Genomic DNA, 1,689 nt, shown 5'->3' with positions numbered 1-1,689 from the left:
CAGCAGGGCCACGGCGGATGCGTACGAGGCCTTCCGGGTGGAGTTCATCCTCACCATCGTAGGGTTCCACCGCCGGCAGCCAGGGAATCCCGTCTTTTGCGTGTCTCCTTTGCCCGGGCAAGGTCTTCGCTCAGCAAGCCATCGTCACTGTGGACCAAGAATCGGTAGGGTGAGCCATCAGCACTGGGCAGCGACAGCGAACCCCGCTTCAGCCAAAGGCCCCAAGCATCCGGAGATCTGACTCATGCCGACCACTGAGGGCCACAAGCGAATGGAACCCCGGATGACTCGCGGCTCCTGGAAGTTCAGCGCCTGGTCAGCCGCCGGGCTGGCCTTGATCGGTGCTCTGCTCGCCTTCAACAAGCTCTGGCCGGAAAGAGGCTTCGACGCCGTCTCCTTCTGGATCTACACGGCCATGTTTGTGATGGGCGCGATCCAACTCCTGCATCTGCTCCGGGTCCGGAGAAACGACGCACCATTCTGGGACGCGGAAGAGGCCCGCCGAGCCGACTGGGACCAACGGGGCCGGCAGCTGTAGGACCGGCTCCGGCCGCACAGCAGACCTGGCACTCAACGCGGCAAGGATCTCCAGCTGCGGCCCTGGAAGGCCAGCACAATGGTCCAGGCGATCGGCACCAGCGGGGAGGCGGACTCACCCAGGAATGCGAGGACCGCAAAAACGATCCAGAGCCCGCCGGTGATGACGGACAGGACGACAAGCGCCTTGCGGGTCATTACGACGGCGGGCATGTCGACACCTTCGGCTCGCAGGGCACGGGTTTCAGCGGCCGCTCCCCGGATCAGGGGGACGAAGACCGCGGCCAAGGCGGCAGCGAACACCACGGACCGCCACGGCTCGGGTATGCCCACTGCGCTCAGGACGCCCTGCAGGACACCGCTCAAGAGGAAGAGCCACAGCAACCCCCAGACGACCAGCCGGCGGCGCTTCGGCGGCATTCCCTCCAGTGAGTCGGACGGCCACGATTGCCACTCGTACGTTCTACCGCCATCACCGCTTCCCGAGGTCATGGCGACAGACTACGCGCACCCGTCCCTGCCGTAGTCGATGTCCTGGAACAGCCACGCCTCGCGACGCGAAAGGGATCGAGAGCAGCATTTACGGTCGGCATCAGTAGTCCCTCCACCGCGCGAGTCCCTCCACCACATGTTGGGCTGGGTCCGATGCGCCGAGTTGAGTCCGTACCAGGCTCGTTAGCCTCACTGGCCCGTGACTTTGATTCCGGCGACCGCCCCGGTCCAGGCGCCGGTCGGGTCCGGCCGGGTCAACTGGGCACTGACGTAGCCCTTCTGCAGTTGGACGACCTGCGATTGGGTTCGCGAGCAATCGACCTCGAACACCGTGTGCTCTGTTCCGGCCAGCGAGTTCTGGGAGAGGAAGATCTGGGCATGGGGGATGCCCACGCACGCCGCGGTGACTGTGTGCGGACCGGCGGTCGTCACCGTTGCGGCTTTGGTGAAGCCAACCCCTGGCCCGTCCGCCGGACCGGCGTCAGAGAGGAGGACGGACCCTGGCGCCCCGGCCAGACGCTTGTGCAGCTCGGCGTAGTTGCTCGCTTCCACGCCCAGCACCCCCGGATCTTTGGTCGGCGCGGCGGGCGCCGGCCGGTGGCTTTGCCCGGCCGCCGTCGGCCGCGGATCGCCCTCGTCCTCGTAGGCGCAGGAGGCCAA

The 1,689-nt window shown here is 66.5% G+C and carries 3 protein-coding genes; 1 reads left to right on the top strand and 2 read right to left on the bottom strand.

Annotated features, from left to right (window positions below; genetic code table 11):
- Nucleotides 1-283: 283 nt before the first annotated feature.
- Nucleotides 284-538, top strand: a complete 255-nt coding sequence (locus LQV45_RS30355) for a hypothetical protein (RefSeq protein ID WP_230010935.1) — start codon at nucleotides 284-286, stop codon at nucleotides 536-538.
- 32 nt (nucleotides 539-570) lie between these two features.
- Here LQV45_RS30355 and LQV45_RS30350 read toward each other — a convergent pair whose 3' ends face one another.
- Together LQV45_RS30350 and LQV45_RS30345 are read right to left on the bottom strand one after the other, a co-directional pair.
- Nucleotides 571-1,029 (bottom strand): hypothetical protein, encoded by a 459-nt coding sequence (locus LQV45_RS30350; protein ID WP_230010933.1) that lies wholly within the window; start codon nucleotides 1,027-1,029, stop codon nucleotides 571-573.
- Nucleotides 1,030-1,218: 189 nt separating this feature from the next.
- Nucleotides 1,219-1,689: hypothetical protein (locus LQV45_RS30345; protein ID WP_230010931.1), on the bottom strand; the 471-nt coding region annotated here is incomplete at its 5' end.

The sequence above is a fragment of the Microbacterium sp. Bi128 genome (assembly GCF_918698205.1).
Note: the sequence above shows the minus strand (reverse complement) of the source record. Positions and strands in the feature narration are given on the sequence as shown.